Below are 16809 nucleotides of genomic sequence, written 5' to 3'. Positions count from 1 at the left end.
CACAGGAGAATTTCAATGAGCAACTTCCAGCTTCCGAACGGGTCGCAGGCGCCCGGGATGCAGTCGCGGCTCCAACTGCCGCAGTCGCGGTACGTCCTGCCCTCGTACGTCGAGCGCACGAGCTACGGCATCAAGGAATCGAACCCGTACAACAAGCTGTACGAAGAGCGTCAGATCATGCTCGGCGTGCAGATCGACGACGCGTCGGCGAACGACGTGATGGTCCAGCTGCTGCACCTCGAGCACGAGGACCCGGACCGCGACATCATGATCCTGATCAACTCGCCCGGTGGCTCGTTCACCGCGCTGATGGCGATCTACGACACGATGCAGTACGTCCGTCCGGACATCGTCACCATGTGCATCGGCCAGGCCGCCTCGGCCGCCGCGGTGCTGCTGGCCGCCGGTACCCCCGGCAAGCGGTTCACGCTGCCGAACTCGCGCGTGCTGATCCACCAGCCCGCCACCGAGGGCACCTACGGCCAGGTGTCGGACCTGGAGATCCAGGCCAACGAGATCCAGCGGGTGCGGCGCCAGATGGAGGTCATCCTGGCGAAGCACACGAAGAAGGACGCCGACGAGGTCAAGAAGGACATCGAGCGCGACAAGATCCTGACGGCCGACGAGGCCAAGGCGTACGGGATCGTCGACGAGGTGCTCGAGTACCGCAAGGCTTCGAGCAGCTGATCGTGCCGGGGACCGGTGCGTGTCGGGTGACGACACGCACCGGACCCCTGGTCTATGGTCAGCTTCTGGCGTGCTCAGATGTGACGTTGGTTCTCCCGTCGGCGGCATCGGACGGGTACCGTCAGTGGCAGTGTGTGAGGCTCCGAGAGGTCATCCGTGACCGGGGCGGTAAGACAGTCAGGCGCGTATCGCGCCGGAGGGGACGAGGTCAACGGCCATGGCACGGATCGGTGACGGCGGCGACCTGCTGAAATGTTCTTTCTGCGGCAAGAGCCAAAAGCAGGTGAAGAAGCTCATTGCCGGCCCCGGGGTCTACATCTGCGATGAGTGCATCGATCTCTGCAACGAGATCATCGAAGAGGAACTGGCCGAGGCCGGTGAGGTCAAGCTCGACGAGCTGCCCAAACCCGCCGAGATCCACGAGTTCCTCGAGCAGTACATCATCGGCCAGGACGACGCGAAGCGATCGCTGGCCGTGGCGGTGTACAACCACTACAAGCGTGTGCAGTCCGACGACAAGGCCGGGCCGAAGGATTCCAAGGACGAGACGGTCGAGCTGGCGAAGTCCAATATCCTGATGCTGGGGCCGACGGGCTGCGGCAAGACCTATCTGGCCCAGACCCTGGCGAAGATGCTGAACGTCCCGTTCGCGATCGCGGACGCCACGGCGCTCACCGAGGCCGGGTACGTGGGCGAGGACGTCGAGAACATCCTGCTCAAGCTGATCCAGGCGGCGGATTACGACGTCAAGCGCGCCGAGACGGGCATCATCTACATCGACGAGGTCGACAAGATCGCCCGCAAGTCGGAGAACCCGTCGATCACGCGCGACGTGTCCGGCGAGGGCGTGCAGCAGGCGCTGCTGAAGATCCTCGAGGGCACCACCGCCTCGGTGCCGCCGCAGGGCGGCCGGAAGCACCCGCACCAGGAGTTCATCCAGATCGACACGACGAACGTGCTGTTCATCGTGGCCGGCGCGTTCGCCGGGCTGGAGAAGATCATCAACGAGCGGGTCGGCAAACGCGGCCTCGGGTTCGGCGCGGAGATCCGCACCAAGGCCGAGATCGACGAGAGCGACATCTTCTCCGACACCATGCCGGAGGACCTGATCAAGTTCGGGCTGATCCCGGAGTTCATCGGCCGCCTCCCGGTCGTGGCGACGGTGACCCACCTCGACAAGGACTCGCTGGTCAGCATCCTGACCACGCCGCGCAACGCGCTGGTGAAGCAGTACAAGAAGCTCTTCGAGATGGACAACGTCGAGCTGGAGTTCACCAAGACCGCGCTCGAGGCCATCGCCGACCAGGCCGTGCTCCGCGGCACCGGCGCCCGTGGTCTCCGCGCGATCATGGAAGAGGTCCTGCAGCCGGTCATGTACGACATCCCCAGCCGCGACGACGTCGCGAAGGTCGTCATCACCGAGCAGACCGTCCGCGAGAACGTGAACCCGACGATCGTGGCGCGTCAGCCGTCGCGCCGTCGCAGCAGCGAGCGCGGTGAGAAGTCCGCCTGACGAAGCGTGGTTTCGTCGTCGATGCCCCGGCCGGATCCATCCGGCCGGGGCATCGGTTTATCCGGCCCGGTCCGGCCGGTGACCGGACCGGGATAGGATGCGAAGGTGCCGCTGACTCCCACGAAGGACGAGAACGAGGCTCCCGAGCTGGCAGCCGCGAGTCCACGCGAGGTCAGGGGACTCGTCGAACTCACCGAACGCATCGTCGTCGGGGCCTACCGCGGGCATCCGTGGATCCCGCGGGCGCTGACGATCGCGCTGGGCGTGCTGGTGGCGACCTGCCTGGTGGCCGGTGTCGTCCGCTTGTCGCCCCTGCCGCTGATCCCGCTGCCGTTCTTCGCCGTTTCGGCGTACGCGCTCATCCGGCTCAAGGCGGCGCGAAGCGCGGAGGCGAATCAGTCGCTCGTCGCCTGGACCGGGCTGTTCGCCGGTGCGACGCTCGCCGGATTCTGGCTGATCTCGATGGCGGGACGCTGGCTCGCCTGATCGGCGCGGGCCCATTCCGGCATTTCCCTCCGTTAGCAGGGTTTCAGAGCCGCGGCCACGGGGTATGACGTGTCCGTGACAGTCACCGCGGGTCTCTTCTCCCACGTTGGCCTGCTCTACTCCGGTGACGCCGAGTACCTGAAAGGTACGGTTCCGTACATCCTGGAGGGGCTGAAGCTCGGCGAGCCCGTCGCGGTGGCCGTCCCCGGCCGGAATCTGGCGCTGATCGAAGCCGCACTGGGTGATTCCGCCGCCCGTGTCGAGTTCATCGACATGACCGAGGCGGGCCGTAACCCGGGCCGCATCCTGCCCGGTGTGCTGCTCGCGTTCGCGGACAACCGCCCGGGCCCGGTGCGGATCATCGGCGAACCGATCTGGGCGGGACGGTCGGCCCTCGAGTACCCGGCGTGCGCGCAGCACGAAGCGCTGATCAACGTCGCTTTCGGTGACCGCGAGCTCGGCATCCTTTGCCCGTACGACCGCGATCGGCTCGAAGACGACGTCCTCGCCGACGTCGAGCGGACCCATCCGACCCTCTCCGGCGCCGGGGGCGATCGTCCGAGCGCGGGTTACGCCCCCGACGCGGTCGTCGAGAAGTACAACCTTCCGCTGCCCGAACCGCCGGCGGCCGACGCGTTCCGCTTCGACCTCGCCCGGCTCGGCGCGGTGCGGAGTTTCGCGCAGGACCGGGCCGAGGAGTACGGGCTCGCCTTGGAGCGGGTGGAAGATCTCGTGCTCGCCGTGGCCGAGCTGTCCGCCAACAGCGTGCTGCACGGTTCGGGCCACGGTGTCGTCCGTGTCTGGCGTGAAGAGGACTACGTGCTCTGCGAGGTCATCGACGAAGGCACGCTGCGCGATCCGCTGGCGGGCCGCCGGCCGGCCTCGCCGGGACAGATCGGCGGACGCGGCCTGGTACTGGTGAACCAGGTCGCCGACCTGGTCCGGCAGTACCTGAGACCGGGGTCGACCGTGACCAGGATCTACTTCCGCGTCTGAGTGCCTCAGGCGTTCTTCGGGACGTGCTTGCCGAGGAACGCGATCAGGCTCGGCACGACCGTGCGGTTGAAGCTGTCACCGTGTTTGCCGCGCGCGGTGTGCGCGACCATGGGCCGGGCCTCGGAGATGAACTTCCGCACCCCGCCGATGAACGGATCTTCGGTCCCGCACCAGATCCCGGTCGGCACGCTCTTGGTGACGTCGATATGGCGCAGCGGGTCTAGTGAGCCCCAGTCGGCGGCGTCGCGGAACGCGCGCCGTTTGCTCATCTCGGCCCACGACGTGATCAGGGCGGGCGCGAGGGCCGCGACCGCGGCGGGCGGGCGACGACGTTCCAGACGGCGCCGGGTGTACAGCAGCGCGCCGAAGCCGCCCATCGAAAGCCCGGTGGCGGCGAACGGCTGCCCGTCCCGGCCGCCGAGGCCGCGCGCGGCGAGCCAGCGGGGGACTTCTTCGAGCAGCATGGCCATCGGGTTGTCGCCCGGTTTGTTCTCGTGCCAGTAGTGGTCGCCACCGTCGACGGCGACGAACCCGAACGGGGGCACCGCCTTGCGGGCGACGTCGCTGCCGAGCTGCTTGAGCAGCCCTGTCGGGGCCGCGTGGCGCGCGGTGCCGTGGAGGCCGTGCAGCATCAGCGACATCGGCAAGCCCTTGGGCGGCGCCTTGGTCGGCAGCATGAGCACGAGATCGACCTCGCGGCCGCGGGCTTCGGAGTAGACGCGTTCGACACGGGGGCTGCCCAGCTGGGTGGCCGGGGTCGGCGACGCGACGCCGAGCGCCCGCTGGAGCGCTTCGCTGAACGGCAGGGCTCCGGTGGCGGTTCCGGCGGCGAGCCCGGCGACTCCGAGGCCGGAAGCGCCCGCGATCAGCACGGAACGACGGCTCAGCCATCGGCGGGCGCCGTCCACCCCCGCCGGCGTCGTGTGACCCTGGTCGTCCTCGTTCACCTATCCCCGTTCCCCCGTTGAGCTTCCACCAGGTCAGACGCGCGTTTCCGCTCGAAGGTTGCACGGTTCACCGACCTGTGACCGGGGTATCGCCGGATCAGGTGCCGATGTTTCCCTCTTTCGCGCGCCACGCCTCGATCGAGCGCCGCGCGGACCGCGTCGCGGCCTCGTAAGTGTCGCCTAGGCCCACGCCCAGGGCGGTGGCCAGGGGAATCAGGATGTGGTCCACGCCATTCCGGCCGTCGCCGAAGTGACCGGCGACCTCCAGCGTGATGTAGCCGTGCACGGCGCTCCAGAGCTGGGCGGCGACTTCGAACTCCGGGGCGGGGCGGATCCGGCCCGCGTCGATCACCCGCTTCGCGGCGCGGACGAGGTAGCTGAAGGCCTCGACGCCCTCTTCGCTGAGGGTTTGGCGGGTCTCCTCGTTGGTCATGTCGCCCAGCGCCGCCTTCTGTCCGCTGGGCTGGCTCTGGCCGAAGGTCACCGCGTAGAGCTGGGGGTTGTCCACCACGGTCCGCCGGTACGCCAGCGCCAGGGTGATCATGTCGGCGGCGGGGTCGTCGGTTTCCCCGACCGCGTCCAGATTCGCCGACAGCCGCCGGAATCCCTCGCGCGCGACCTCGTCGACCAGTGCGCCCATCCCGCCGAAATGGGTGTACACGGCCATGGTCGACGCGCCGATCTCGGCCGCCAGCTTGCGGGCCTGAAGGGCCTCCGGACCGCCCTCCGAGAGCAGCCGGATCGCCGCCTCGATCAGCTTGGTCTTGACCTCGGCGGCGGAGGGTTTCGATGCCATGCTTGCCAGTATCTCATAACCCTGTTATAAAAGAGTGCATAACCTCGTTATCCCAGCGCTAGGGGGCCTGTGATGGGCAACAAGTTCCTCGAGGGCAACTTCGCCCCGGTCAGCCGTGAGCACACGATCACCGAACTGAGCGTCACCGGGCACATCCCGGCGTACCTGGACGGGCGCTATCTGCGGAACGGGCCGAACCCGCTGTCCGAAGTGGACCCGGCGACCTACCACTGGTTCACGGGCGACGGCATGGTGCACGGCGTCCGGCTGCGGGACGGCCGTGCCGAGTGGTACCGCAACCGCTGGGTGCGCAACCCCCGGCTGTCACGGGAGATCGACGAGCGCTGGGAAGGCGGGCAGGTCTCCGGGGTCTCCTCCCTGGGGGCCAACACGAACGTCATCGGCCACGCGGGCAAGACCCTCGCGCTGATCGAGGGCGGCCCCACGAACTTCGAACTGACCGACGAACTCGACACCGTCGGCGCCTGCGACTTCGACGGCACCCTTCCCGGCGGCTACACCGCCCATCCGAAGCGTGACCCGGAGACCGGCGAACTGCACGCCGTGTCGTACTTCTTCGGCTGGGGCAACAAGGTGCAGTACTCGGTGATCGACGCGCAGGGCCGCGCGCGGCGCAAGGTGGACGTCGAGGTCACCGGTTCGCCGATGATGCACGACTTCTCCCTGACCGAGAAGCACGTCGTCTTCTACGACCTTCCGGTCACCTTCGAGACCGAACAGGCCGTCGCCGCTTCCGTCCCGCCGTTCCTGCGCACGCCCGCCCAGCTGGTGGTGTCCGCGCTGGTGGGCAAGGTGAAGGTGCCGGACCCGCTCAGCGCGAGGCTGCGACAGCGGATCTCGGGCAACGCGGGCTTTCCGTACCGCTGGAACCCGAAGTATCCGGCGCGGGTCGGTGTCATGCCGCGGGAGGGTGGAAACGGCGACGTCCGCTGGTTCGAGGTCGAGCCGTGCTACGTGTTCCACCCCATGAACGCCTACGACGACGGCGACGACATCGTGCTCGACGTCGTCCGTCACCCGAAGATGTTCGACACCGAACTGCTCGGACCCGCCGAGGGGCCGCCGACCCTGGACCGCTGGACCATCGACCTGGCCGCCGGCAAGGTCGTCGAGGAACGCCTCGACGACCAGGGTCAGGAGTTCCCGCGCGTCGACGAGCGACTGGTCGGGCGGCCACACCGCTTCGGCTACTCCGTGTCCACAAGGGACGGTTCGACGTCCTCGGGCTCCTTGCTCAAGCACGATCTGTGGAACCGGTCGGTCCAGTCGCGGGAATTCGGCGACGGCGCGCACGTGGGGGAGTTCGTGTTCGTCCCGTCCTCTGTGGACGCCGGCGAGGACGAGGGTGTGCTGATGGGGTTCGTCTACGACGCCGCGACGCAGAAGAGCGATCTGACCATTTTGGACGCGGGGACACTGGAGACGGTGGGTGCCGTGCACCTGCCGGACCGAGTACCGAACGGCTTCCACGGCAACTGGGTGGGCACGGAGTAAAGGGTCCCGTGACCTGCGGTGCCGAACCGGTACTTTCGAGTGATTGTGTGGACGACACTCGTGATCAGAAGGACGACACTCGTGATCAGCGGGACGGCGCGCTCGCGGCCGAGCCCCACCGCGAGCCGTCCGTCCAATCACGTGTGTCGTCCACGCAATCACGTGTGCCGTCCCGCTGATCACGCGAAGCCGCTGGAGTAAAAGCTCGTAAGTTGCTGAGGACAGTACGGTCGTAGTTTCCGGCGCCTCACGGCCGAGGCGTGTCGCGAAAGCCACTTTCGCGATGTCTGAGGTCCCGAAAGTGGCTTTCGTGGCAGGGTCGAGGTGACCTGGGCTGAAGCTCGACGGTGGTGTTTCGGGCGCGGCCGCGATGCGGCACCGCACTCACGTGATTGAAGGCGGATCTCGGGTGCTGGAAGGCGGGACACCTGGGTGCGGCTTCCAGTCACGCGAGTCACGTGCCCGATCACGCGAGTCACGCCTTCACGGACTTCCGGCCAGTAGGTGCAGGAGGATGGTTCTAGCCGTCCTCGCCGCTCAGTCGAGGCCGAGCACCCGCTGTTCCCCGGTGTAGAGGTTCATGCTGTCGCCGCGCAGGAAACCGATGAGGGTCATGCCGTTCTCCTCGGCCAGTTCCGCGGCCAGCGACGACGGCGCGGAGACCGCCGCCAGCAGCCCGATCCCGGCCATGGCGGCCTTCTGCACCAGCTCGAACGAGGCGCGGCCGGACACCAGCAGCCCGGTGTCCGCCGCGGGGATCCGGCCCTCCTGCAGCGCCCAGCCGAGCACCTTGTCGACGGCGTTGTGCCTGCCGACGTCCTCGCGGACGACCGCTAGGTTCCCGTCGCCGTCGAACAGGGCGGCCGCGTGCAGCCCGCCGGTGCTGGAGAACACCTTCTGGTGCGCGCGGAGCGTGTCCGGGAGCTTCGCCAGCACGTCGGTGCTCACCGAGAATTCGGACTTCTCCGGGGAGAACCGGCTCTTCAGCTTCACCGCGTCGAGCGCGGCCTTGCCGCAGACGCCGCACGAGGACGTGGTGTAGAAGTTCCGCTCGACGCCGGTCTCCGGCGGAGCGACCCCTTCGGCCAGCGCGATGTCCAGGACGTTGTAGGTGTTGCGGCCCTGGTCGTCGACGCCGTCGCAGTACCGGGCGACCGCGACGTCCTCGCGCGAGGCGAGCACGCCCTCGGACAACAGGAACCCGTGCGCGAGTTCGACGTCGTTGCCGGGTGTCCGCATGGTGACCGCGAGTGCCTTACCCCCGACGCGGATCTCCAGCGGTTCCTCGGCCGCGAGCGCGTCGGGACGCCGCACGTCCTTGGTCGCGGAGATCTTCCGCACCGGACGCCGCACCGTCACCCTGCCCACTTGTCCACCCTTCTGACCGGTTATTCGACACTTGGATACTGCAACGTCGGGAATTAAGTAATACATTCCCAGTGCACATCCTCAGAGTACGGAGGCGCCGGATGGCTGTCGGCTTCCTGGACCGTTCCCGCATCGTCGCAGCACCGGGCTGGAGCCGCTGGCTGGTGCCGCCCGCCGCGCTGGCCGTTCACCTCTCGATCGGGCAGGCCTACGCGTGGAGCGTGTTCAAACCGCCGCTGGAGAAGACCCTCGGCCTCACCGGCACGGAGAGCGCCCTGCCGTTCCAGCTCGGCATCGTGATGCTCGGGCTGTCGGCGGCCTTCGGCGGGACGCTGGTCGAACGCAACGGTCCGCGCTGGGCGATGTTCGTCTCGATGGTCTGTTTCAGCTCGGGCTTCCTGCTTTCCGCGCTCGGCGTCGCGACGTCGCAGTACTGGCTCGTCGTCCTCGGCTGGGGCGGGATCGGCGGTATCGGGCTCGGGATCGGCTACATCTCGCCGGTTTCGACCTTGATCAAATGGTTCCCGGACCGGCCGGGGATGGCCACCGGGATCGCGATCATGGGCTTCGGCGGCGGCGCGCTGATCGCCTCCCCGTGGTCTTCGCAAATGCTGGGCGCGGCGCCCTGGACCATCGGGACGGTCGCGACGGCCTTCCTCGTGCACGGCCTGGTCTACGCGGTCTTCATGACCCTCGGCATCCTGCTGGTGCGGGTTCCCGCCGACGGCTGGAAGCCGAAGGGCTGGGAACCGAAGACCGACCACGGCAACGCGATGATCACCACCGCGAACGTGTCGGCGCGCAACGCGCTCAAGACGCCGCAGTTCTGGCTTCTTTGGGTGGTCCTGTGCTTCAACGTGACCGCGGGCATCGGCATCCTGGAGAAGGCCTCGCCGATGATCGCGGACTTCTTCCGTGAGACCTCGACACCGGTCGGCACCGCCGCCGCGGCCGGGTTCGTCGCGCTGCTCTCGCTGACCAACATGCTCGGCCGGTTCGTCTGGTCGTCCACTTCGGACCTGGTGGGGCGCAAGAACATCTACCGGCTGTACCTCGGCGCCGGCGCCCTGTTGTACCTGGTGATCGCACTGACCACCAACGCCTCGAAGCTCGTGTTCGTCCTGTGCGCGATGCTGATCCTGTCCTTCTACGGCGGCGGCTTCGCGACCGTGCCGGCGTATTTGAAGGACCTCTTCGGCACCTACCAGGTGGGCGCGATCCACGGCAGGCTGCTGACCGCGTGGTCGATGGCGGGGGTGCTCGGGCCGCTGATCGTCAACGCCATCGCCGACAGCCAGAAGTCGGCGGGCAAGGTCGGCCCGGATCTGTACTCGACGTCGCTGTTCATCATGATCGGCCTGCTGGTCGTCGGCTTCGTCGCCAACGAACTGGTGCGCCCGGTCAACCCGAAGCACCACGAGCCGGCGCCGTCCGGCGAGCCCGCGAGGAGTGAGGCCCGATGACCGAACAGGCTCCCGAACACCGCCGCACCGGGCTGATGGTCTTCGCGTGGCTGTGGGTCGCGCTCCCGTTCGCCTACGGCGTCTACGAACTGTTCCGCAAGGTGGTCCAGCTCTTCGGCGGCTGAGTAGGGTCGGCTCGTGGGAGTTCTCGTCACCGGGGCGTCGCGCGGCATCGGCCGCGCGATCGCCCGCGCCTTCGCGGAAAAGGGCGACCGTGTCGCCGTCCACTACGCCTCGAAACGGGAGGAAGCCGAGCGGACCCTCGGCGAGCTGCCCGGTTCCGGGCACGGCCTGATCCAAGGCGACCTTTCGGAACCCGAAGTGGCGCAGCGGGTCGCCGACGAGGCCGAGGCGCTGGTGGGCGGGGTCGACGTCCTCGTGAACAACGCCGCCTTCGCGCCGTCCGCGGGATCGGCCCACCCCGTCGCCGAAGTGTCCTATGCGGACTGGCAGCGGGTCTGGCGGCGGATGCTCGACGTCAACGTGCTCGGCACGGCGAACGTGACCTATTGCGTGGCGCGGCACATGATCGGGCGTGGCGCGCCCGGCCGCGTGGTCAACATCGGCTCGCGGGGAGCCTTCAAGGGTGAGCCCGAATTCCCGGCGTACGGCGCGAGCAAGGCGGCGCTGCACTCGCTGGGGCAGTCGCTCGCCGTCGCCCTCGCCCCGCACGGGATCGCCGTGACCTCGGTCGCACCCGGTTTCACCGCGACGGACCGGGTCGCGGCGAAGGTCGAAGGCGCGAGCGGCGAGAGTCCCTTCGGCCGGGTCGGCACGCCGGAGGAGGTCGCGGCCGCGGTGCTCTACCTCGCTTCGGGCGAGGCCGCGTGGGCGTCCGGCGCGATCCTCGACCTGAACGGCGCGTCGCATCTGCGAATGTGAAGTGGATCACCTATGCAGCAATGAGCGGCTCCCGCGCGTCCAAGGAACGTGCACAAGCTGGGGAAGGTCCTGGTCGCCGCGCTCGCGGTGGCGGTGTTCGGCGGGACCGCGTACGGATACACGACGCTGGAGTCGCTCGAAGGCGTCAGCCGCGAAGACGTGATCGAAGCCCCGGACCCGGGGGAGCAGCCCGCCGACGGTTCGCTGGACATCCTGCTGGTCGGGCGCGATTCGCGGACCGACGAGCACGGCAACCCGCTGTCCCCGGAGATGCTGCGTGAACTGCGCGTGGGCGCGAACGGCGACGACCTGACCGACACGCTCATCGTGCTCCGCATCCCCAACGGCCAGAAGGCGGTGAAGGCCTTCTCCATCCCGCGCGACTCTTGGGTCGCGGAGCCGGGGACGAAGGACAAGACCAAGATCAACGGGATCTTCGGCCACGCCAAATTCGCTTCGGCGAGTGCGCAGCGCGCGGCGGGCAAAACCGACAAGGCGGAGATCGACAAGGTGGCGATCACGGCCGCGCGGAAGGCGACCTTGAAGGCGGTCGAGGACCTCACCGGCGTCAAGATGGACCACTTCGCCGAGGTCAACCTGCAGAGTTTCTACGACATCAGCAAGGCCGTCGGCGGGGTCGAGGTGTGCCTGAAGCGGGACACCAAGGACATCAAGTCCGGGGCGAACTTCAAGGCGGGGAAGCAGCTGATCCAGGGCGCCGACGCGCTCGCCTTCGTGCGCCAGCGCGAGGATCTGCCGCGCAGCGACCTCGACCGCGTCCGCCGTCAGCAGGTGTTCCTCGCGGGGCTGGCGAAGCAGGTGCTCTCCGCCGGGACGCTCGCCAATCCGGCCCGCCTCTCCGAACTGATCGACGCGGTGAAACGTTCGGTCGTGCTCGACGGCTCGTGGGATCTGCTCGACTTCGTCCGGCAGATGCGGGGCGTCTCCGGCGGCGGCATCGCCTTCGACACGATCCCGGTGGTCAATCCCGACTATCGCTACAACCCCAAGCAGCCGACCGCGACCGCCGTGCAGGTGGACCCCGCCCAGGTGCGGGCTTTCGCCGCGTCCCTGATCGGCGTCCAGCCCACGACCCCGCAGGCGCCCGCGGGCCCCAAGGTCGACGTCGTCAACGCGAGCGGCAAGGACGGTCTCGCCGCCCGCGTTTCGGATCTCCTCGCGGAGAAGGGATTCGGCAAGGGCGAGACGACGGCCGAGACCGGACGGCGGACCTCCGTCGTCCGGTTCAGCGACGCGTCCGGACCCGCGACGGAGATCGCGAAGCTGCTCGGCGGGCTGGAAACCGAGAAGGTCTCGTCCGTCGCGGCGGGCCATGTGCAGGTCGTGCTCGGCCAGGTCTACAAGGGACCGGGCGTGTCCTCGGGCGGCGGGGCGGCCGGGGTCCGGACCGACCAGCCCATCACCTCCGACGACACCGAATGCATCAACTGAGCGGGGTCATCCCCGTGGCGGGATCTTGCCGTTCTTGGCGACCGGAAGGCCCAGCTGAACCGGCTCGGTGATGACGGCCGCTTCGCTGGGAAGGTGGGCCAGCACCGGGTTCAAGTGGGTCAGCTTCAGCGTGACCGGCCCGACGACACTCGGCGCGGTGCTGACGTCCGCCTTCGCCAGATCCAGCCACTGGACGGTGCCGAGCACCTCCGGCGGGATCTCGTCACCGCGTTTCGCCACCGGGACGCACAATTGCCGCGCGTTGCCGACCTTCACGTCCACCTTCGGCCGGTCGGCCAGCACCGGGTTGAGATGGCCGAGCGTGAGCGGGAACGGGATGGTGGGAATGCCGAGGACGCGCAGGGCGTAGCACTCCAGGTCGATGTGCCGCACGAACGACAGGATCTCCGGCGGCGGCAGCTTCCCGTTCTTCGCGACCGGGACGCACAGCTGCTCCGGCGACAACATGGTCACGTGCGAGTCCTGGATTCCCAGCTTCTGCACGACCGGGTTCAGCTGGCTCAGCGTCAGCGGGAAGTCCACCGCGCGGCCTTCGATCCGATAGCACGACAGATCCACCCAGCGGACGAAGTCGAGGATCCCGGGCGGCGGGATCACTCCGTTCTTCGCGACCGGCACGCAAAGCTGCCGACGTTCCCCCAGGTTGACCGTCTCCACCGGCAGTTTCCCGAGCACGGGGTTGAGGTGCTTGAGGGTGAGCTCCGTGGGCGGCGGTTTGTAGCCCTCGGTCCGATAGCAGGATAGGTCGAGTTGGGAGACGAAGGGCAGCGGGGGAGGTGCGGCCGGAGCGGCGGTGGCCGCGCCGGGCAGTACCGCGACGAGCATGAGCGAGAGCAGGGCGGCGAAGCCGCGCAGGGTCGATCTTCGTGACATGGCAAGGCCTTTCCGCGAGTGGGTTGGCCACTTCACGGTGGACCTCGGTCGAGCCCGCGCGGCACCGCCAAGCGGGCAGCCTAAGGTGCGGCGACTGGCTCAAGCCGTACCACGATCGCCTTCGACACCGGTGTGTTCGACTTGTCCGCCACCGAATCCAGCGGCACCAAGGCGTTCGCCTCGGGGAAGTACGCCGCCGCGCAGCCCTTCGCCGTCGGATAGGAGACCACCCGGAACCGCGGGGCCCGGCGGTCGCCGTCCCGCCATTCCGAGACCAGGTCGACCATCACGCCGTCGGACAGCCCGAGCGAGACCAGATCGTCGGGGTTGACCAGCACCACGCGCCGCGCGTCCTCGATGCCGCGGTAGCGGTCCGAAAGGCCGTAGATGGTGGTGTTGTACTGGTCGTGGCTGCGCATCGTCTGCAGCAGCAGCCTGCCTTCGGGCACCTGGGGGTATTCGAGTTCGGAGACGGTGAAGTTCGCCTTGCCGTTCGCGGTTCCGTTGAACTGCCGCGAATCGCGCGGCGCGTGCGGGAGGACGAACCCGTCGGGCTCGCGCACCCGGGCGTTGTAGTCGTGGCAGCCGGGGACGACCTTGGCGATCCGGTCGCGGATGAGGTCGTAGTCGGCGTGGAAGTCCCGCCACGGCACCGCGTGCCCGGCGCCGAGCAGGGCTTCCGCGAGATGGCAGATGATCGCGACCTCGGAGAGCAGGTGTTCACTGGCCGGGGCCAGCCTGCCGCGTGAGGTGTGCACCTGCGACATCGAGTCCTCGACGGTGACGAACTGCTCGCCGCCTGCTTGGAGGTCGCGTTCCGTGCGGCCGAGGGTGGGCAGGATCAGCGCCGTCTTGCCGGGCACGACGTGCGAGCGATTGAGCTTCGTCGACACGTGCGCGGTCAAGGAGCACGACTTGAGCGCCTTCTCCGTCAGCTCCGTATCCGGTGTCGCGGAAGCGAAATTGCCACCGACGGCGAAGAAGACCTTGCCCTGCCCGTCCCGCATCGCGCGGATCGCGGCGACGGTGTCGTGACCGTGGTCCCGCGGCACCTTGATGCCGAACTCCGCGTCGAGACTGTCCATGAACGACTCCGGCATCTTCTCCCAGATGCCCATCGTCCGGTCGCCCTGGACGTTGGAGTGCCCGCGCACCGGGCACAGCCCCGCACCCGGCTCGCCGATCATGCCGCGCACCAGCGCCAGGTTCGCGATCTCGGAGATGGTCTGCACCGCGTGCTTGTGCTGGGTCAGCCCCATCGCCCAGCAGTAGATGGTCCGCTTCGACGTCGCGATCATCCGCGCCAGCCGCTCGATCTGCTCACGCGGCAGCCCGGTCGCGGCGCCGACCTCGGTCCAGTCGATCTCGCGCAGATGCTTCGCGTAGTCCTCGAAACCCTCGGAGGACGACTCGATGAACGCGTGGTCGACGATCGTGCCGGGGGTCTCCTGCTCCCACCGCAGCAGGAGATGACCGATCGCCTGGAACAGCGCGAGGTCACCGCCGAGCCGGATCTGCGCGAACTCGTCGGCCAGCGGGGTGCCCTTGCCGACCACGCCGCGGACGTTCTGCGGGTTCTTGAACCGCATCAGGCCGGCTTCGGGCAGCGGGTTGACCGCCATGATCTTCGCGCCGTTGCCCTTGGCCTCCTCCAGCGCGGACAGCATGCGCGGATGGTTGGTGCCGGGGTTCTGGCCGACCACCACGATCAGGTCCGCCTTGTGGATGTCGGCGAGCGACACCGAACCCTTGCCGATCCCGGTCGTGGCCGCGAGCGCCGCGCCGGAGGACTCGTGGCACATGTTGGAGCAGTCCGGCAGGTTGTTGGTGCCGTAGGAGCGCACGAGCAACTGGTAGAGGAACGCGGCCTCGTTGCTGGTGCGGCCGGAGGTGTAGAAGATCGCCTCGTTCGGGTCGCTCAGCGCCCGCAGTTCGTCCGCGACCAGCGTGAACGCGTCGTCCCAGGAGATCGGTTCGTAGTGCGAAGCCCCTTCGCGGAGCACGAACGGCTCGGTGATGCGGCCCTGCTGGCCGAGCCAGTAGTCCGTCTTGTCCGCCAGCTCGTGGATGGAGTGCCGGGCGAAGAACTCGCGGCCGACCCGGCGCTTCGTCGCCTCCTCGGCGACGGCCTTCGCCCCGTTCTCGCAGAACTCCGCGAGTTTGCGGTGCTCGCCGTCGACCTCACGCGGCTCCGGCCAGGCGCAACCGGGACAGTCGAAGCCGTCGCGCTGGTTCAGCAGACGGAGCGTCTTCACGGTGCGCGCGGCGCCCATCTGCTCCATGCCGCGCATCAGGGAGACGGCGACACCGGGGATCCCGGCCGCCCAGCTCTTCGGTTTCCCGACCTCGAGCTGTGTCTCGTCAACGTCGTTCGCGGGTGCTTCGCGGGTCATGACCCCATCGTGCGCCTTGCCGCTTCCGCGCGCGACCGAGGGGTCAGGCGTCGGTGGCGAGCCGGGTGATCTGCGATTCGTCCAGCGGGAACCAGGGTGTCTCGTTGACGCCGCGTTCCTGCACCGCGTTCACCGTCACCGCGGCCACGACCAGCACGATCAGGCCGACGAGCGCCGCGATGCCAGGCCACCGGCTCGACCCCGGCGAGTGGTAGCCGCCCCCGGACGTCGCGGCCGCCTTGCGCTGCTTGCGACGCTTCTTCTTGAGTTCCTTCTTCGCACCCAGCCAGGCGTCGCGTTCGGCGTGTTTCTGCCAGTCCGGATTCATCAGATCCGGATGGGTCTCGATCCGCCGGTCCTCTTCGTCCATCTCGGTCCTCTTCCCCAGGATTTCGGCCGACTACCGGCAGGTGTCCCTCGACGGGAGGGGTTTCGTCGGGTCGTAGGTGCTGGTCTCGTCGACGGGAGGTGTGCCGGCGACGGTGCTGTCCTTGTCAGCGTACTGGGGTGCGAGGATCCCGGCCCTGGCCGCGTCACAGGCCATGTGCGCGTTGTAGCCCGAGCCGTCCCCGAAGCTGAGCCCGGCGTCTGCCTTCGCGAACGGTGGCGCCTTGCGGATCACGTAGTCCTGCTCGTCCCGGACGAACGGGACGATGTCCTGCGGGGACCTGGCCTCGCCCGGACGCGCGTCGAAGGCGTACGCGGTCACGTAACTGGCGTGGATGGTCAATTCGCCGTTCTCCCCGGCCTTGGTGGTGAGAGACCCGGTCATGCGCGGACTCACCGGAAGCAGCCGGTTCGGTCCGATGAGGATCAGGTACTGGCTCTTGTCGATGGTCGCCGCGCTCGTGACCTTCGGCTCGATTCGGGCGCGCTCGTTCGGGGCCAGCAGGGCGAGCAGCTCCGAACCGTCGTGCTCCCGCAGCGCCCGGGAGCCGAGCCGCGCGGCCGCGATGGCCTCCGTCACCTTCCGGTACGCGGCGTCGACCTCCTGCGCGGTGAAGCCGCCGACGGCCTGCCCCGGCGGCACGGTGATCCCGGCCGTCCCTTCACGCCAGTTCGCGGCGGGCGTGCGGTCGAACGGCCGATCGAGGTCCACGCCGGTGAGCACGGGGGCCGCCTTCGGAGGCTGCGGCCCGGGAGCAGAGCTTCCCCGCATCTGGTGCACGACGACCGCCGCGGCCCCGAGTAACGCCACGGTCCCGACCACGAACATGACCACTACGACCTTGCGGGTCATCCGGAACCGGCGGCGCGGCCGCTGCTTCCGCCGCTTCTTGAGATCCTTCTTCGCGCCGAGCCGAGCCTCGCGTTCGGCATGCTTACGCCACTCCGGATCCATCAGATCCGGATGCGTCTCCAACCGCGCGTCCTCCAAGAACCCGCCCCTCCCCAGTGCGTGACGACATCCCCTCAT

Annotated in this window: 16 protein-coding genes; 9 read left to right on the top strand and 7 right to left on the bottom strand. The window is 68.4% G+C overall.

Going from position 1 to position 16809, the window contains the following annotated elements; genetic code table 11:
* Positions 1–15 precede the first annotated feature (15 nt).
* The 4 genes from ACIBTM_RS37350 (at position 16) to ACIBTM_RS37335 (ending at position 3682) form a co-directional block, all read left to right on the top strand.
* On the top strand, positions 16–687 hold the full coding sequence (locus ACIBTM_RS37350; RefSeq protein WP_240594604.1) for an ATP-dependent Clp protease proteolytic subunit: 672 nt from the start codon (positions 16–18) through the stop codon (positions 685–687).
* 217 nt (positions 688–904) lie between these two features.
* Positions 905–2200: an ATP-dependent Clp protease ATP-binding subunit ClpX gene (clpX, locus tag ACIBTM_RS37345; protein WP_016332355.1), complete on the top strand. Its 1296-nt coding sequence runs from the start codon at positions 905–907 to the stop codon at positions 2198–2200.
* A 105-nt stretch (positions 2201–2305) separates the two neighbouring features.
* Complete coding sequence (locus tag ACIBTM_RS37340; RefSeq protein ID WP_395881877.1) at positions 2306–2686, top strand: hypothetical protein; 381 nt, start codon at positions 2306–2308, stop codon at positions 2684–2686.
* 75 nt (positions 2687–2761) lie between these two features.
* Positions 2762–3682 (top strand): anti-sigma factor RsbA family regulatory protein, encoded by a 921-nt coding sequence (locus tag ACIBTM_RS37335; RefSeq protein WP_395881876.1) that lies wholly within the window; start codon positions 2762–2764, stop codon positions 3680–3682.
* A gap of 5 nt (positions 3683–3687) precedes the next feature.
* Here ACIBTM_RS37335 and ACIBTM_RS37330 read toward each other — a convergent pair whose 3' ends face one another.
* Positions 3688–4629 carry an alpha/beta hydrolase gene (locus tag ACIBTM_RS37330; protein ID WP_395881875.1) on the bottom strand — a complete coding sequence of 314 codons (942 nt, stop codon included), beginning with the start codon at positions 4627–4629 and terminating at the stop codon, positions 3688–3690.
* A gap of 97 nt (positions 4630–4726) precedes the next feature.
* Positions 4727–5425 (bottom strand): TetR/AcrR family transcriptional regulator, encoded by a 699-nt coding sequence (locus tag ACIBTM_RS37325; protein WP_395881874.1) that lies wholly within the window; start codon positions 5423–5425, stop codon positions 4727–4729.
* Positions 5426–5497: 72 nt separating this feature from the next.
* Here ACIBTM_RS37325 and ACIBTM_RS37320 point away from each other — a divergent pair, with 72 nt between their 5' ends.
* Positions 5498–6940 (top strand): carotenoid oxygenase family protein, encoded by a 1443-nt coding sequence (locus tag ACIBTM_RS37320; RefSeq protein ID WP_395881873.1) that lies wholly within the window; start codon positions 5498–5500, stop codon positions 6938–6940.
* Between the two features lie 537 nt (positions 6941–7477).
* Here ACIBTM_RS37320 and fdhD read toward each other — a convergent pair.
* Positions 7478–8308: a formate dehydrogenase accessory sulfurtransferase FdhD gene (gene fdhD / locus ACIBTM_RS37315; protein WP_395881872.1), complete on the bottom strand. Its 831-nt coding sequence runs from the start codon at positions 8306–8308 to the stop codon at positions 7478–7480.
* A gap of 101 nt (positions 8309–8409) precedes the next feature.
* Here fdhD and ACIBTM_RS37310 point away from each other — a divergent pair, with 101 nt between their 5' ends.
* Genes ACIBTM_RS37310 through ACIBTM_RS37295 form a run of 4 tightly spaced genes read left to right on the top strand, consistent with a single transcriptional unit; the run spans position 8410 to position 12105 of the window.
* The gene (locus ACIBTM_RS37310; RefSeq protein WP_395881871.1) at positions 8410–9771 is read left to right on the top strand and encodes an OFA family MFS transporter; all 1362 of its coding nucleotides are present in this window, start codon (positions 8410–8412) and stop codon (positions 9769–9771) included.
* Entirely contained in the window at positions 9768–9896 is a 129-nt protein-coding gene (locus ACIBTM_RS37305) for a hypothetical protein (protein WP_395881870.1), read from the top strand. The genes ACIBTM_RS37310 and ACIBTM_RS37305 overlap by 4 nt, the downstream gene beginning before the upstream one ends.
* Before the next feature lie 13 nt (positions 9897–9909).
* The gene (locus ACIBTM_RS37300) at positions 9910–10653 is read left to right on the top strand and encodes an SDR family NAD(P)-dependent oxidoreductase (RefSeq protein ID WP_395881869.1); all 744 of its coding nucleotides are present in this window, start codon (positions 9910–9912) and stop codon (positions 10651–10653) included.
* A gap of 48 nt (positions 10654–10701) precedes the next feature.
* Complete coding sequence (locus ACIBTM_RS37295; RefSeq protein WP_395881868.1) at positions 10702–12105, top strand: LCP family protein; 1404 nt, start codon at positions 10702–10704, stop codon at positions 12103–12105.
* Positions 12106–12111: 6 nt separating this feature from the next.
* Here ACIBTM_RS37295 and ACIBTM_RS37290 read toward each other — a convergent pair whose 3' ends face one another.
* From ACIBTM_RS37290 to ACIBTM_RS37275, 4 genes are all read right to left on the bottom strand, one after another.
* Positions 12112–12999, bottom strand: coding sequence for a hypothetical protein (locus tag ACIBTM_RS37290; RefSeq protein WP_395881867.1), 888 nt, complete (start codon positions 12997–12999; stop codon positions 12112–12114).
* An 80-nt stretch (positions 13000–13079) separates the two neighbouring features.
* Positions 13080–15392 (bottom strand): FdhF/YdeP family oxidoreductase, encoded by a 2313-nt coding sequence (locus ACIBTM_RS37285; protein WP_395881866.1) that lies wholly within the window; start codon positions 15390–15392, stop codon positions 13080–13082.
* A gap of 43 nt (positions 15393–15435) precedes the next feature.
* Positions 15436–15762 carry a hypothetical protein gene (locus ACIBTM_RS37280; protein WP_395881865.1) on the bottom strand — a complete coding sequence of 109 codons (327 nt, stop codon included), beginning with the start codon at positions 15760–15762 and terminating at the stop codon, positions 15436–15438.
* A 30-nt stretch (positions 15763–15792) separates the two neighbouring features.
* Positions 15793–16770 carry a hypothetical protein gene (locus tag ACIBTM_RS37275; protein WP_395881864.1) on the bottom strand — a complete coding sequence of 326 codons (978 nt, stop codon included), beginning with the start codon at positions 16768–16770 and terminating at the stop codon, positions 15793–15795.
* Between the last annotated feature and the right edge of the window lie 39 nt (positions 16771–16809).

Source organism: Amycolatopsis sp. NPDC049868 (assembly GCF_044461365.1).
Taxonomy (GTDB): domain Bacteria; phylum Actinomycetota; class Actinomycetes; order Mycobacteriales; family Pseudonocardiaceae; genus Amycolatopsis.
The sequence above is the reverse complement of the archived record's forward strand: the minus strand, read 5'-3'. Positions and strand labels throughout refer to the sequence as shown.

What these genes read in the sequence shown, in the direction of transcription:
- ACIBTM_RS37325 (WP_395881874.1), bottom strand. Translation starts at nt 5,425, where the DNA reads ATGGCATCGAAACCCTCCGCCGCCGAGGTCAAGACCAAGCTGATCGAG.
- ACIBTM_RS37310 (WP_395881871.1), top strand. Translation starts at nt 8,410, where the DNA reads ATGGCTGTCGGCTTCCTGGACCGTTCCCGCATCGTCGCAGCACCGGGC.
- clpX (WP_016332355.1), top strand. Translation starts at nt 905, where the DNA reads ATGGCACGGATCGGTGACGGCGGCGACCTGCTGAAATGTTCTTTCTGC.
- ACIBTM_RS37280 (WP_395881865.1), bottom strand. Translation starts at nt 15,762, where the DNA reads ATGGACGAAGAGGACCGGCGGATCGAGACCCATCCGGATCTGATGAAT.
- ACIBTM_RS37350 (WP_240594604.1), top strand. Translation starts at nt 16, where the DNA reads ATGAGCAACTTCCAGCTTCCGAACGGGTCGCAGGCGCCCGGGATGCAG.
- ACIBTM_RS37290 (WP_395881867.1), bottom strand. Translation starts at nt 12,999, where the DNA reads ATGTCACGAAGATCGACCCTGCGCGGCTTCGCCGCCCTGCTCTCGCTC.
- ACIBTM_RS37285 (WP_395881866.1), bottom strand. Translation starts at nt 15,392, where the DNA reads ATGACCCGCGAAGCACCCGCGAACGACGTTGACGAGACACAGCTCGAG.
- ACIBTM_RS37320 (WP_395881873.1), top strand. Translation starts at nt 5,498, where the DNA reads ATGGGCAACAAGTTCCTCGAGGGCAACTTCGCCCCGGTCAGCCGTGAG.
- ACIBTM_RS37305 (WP_395881870.1), top strand. Translation starts at nt 9,768, where the DNA reads ATGACCGAACAGGCTCCCGAACACCGCCGCACCGGGCTGATGGTCTTC.